Origin of the sequence: Psychrobacter sp. UBA2514 (genome assembly GCF_002341255.1) — a bacterium.
GTDB lineage: Bacteria > Pseudomonadota > Gammaproteobacteria > Pseudomonadales > Moraxellaceae > Psychrobacter > Psychrobacter pacificensis.
The window spans coordinates 8,767-8,999 of the sequence record NZ_DDNS01000011.1 but is presented as its reverse complement, the minus strand read 5'-3'; the positions used below and the strand labels follow the sequence as shown (position 1 = coordinate 8,999).

The window sequence follows — 233 nt, the reverse complement described above, 5'->3', positions numbered from 1 at the left end:
ATTAAAGTAATCCCGACAGTCGAAGCGAAGAAAAAGCCGGATTGGATTCGAGTAAAAATGTCCTCACCTGCCGAGGTGGCGCGTATCAAAGCCAAACTACGCGAACAAAAGCTCTATACTGTTTGTGAAGAAGCCGCTTGCCCGAATCTTGCGCAGTGCTTTGGTGACGGCACCGCCACCTTTATGATTATGGGTGATATCTGTACTCGCCGCTGTCCGTTCTGTGATGTCGG

Annotated in this window: 1 pseudogene; it reads left to right on the top strand. The window is 49.8% G+C overall.

Annotated elements, in window-relative coordinates:
• Window positions 1–233 (top strand): annotated as a pseudogene (locus B3V51_RS04085) (lipoyl synthase); the annotation flags it as partial.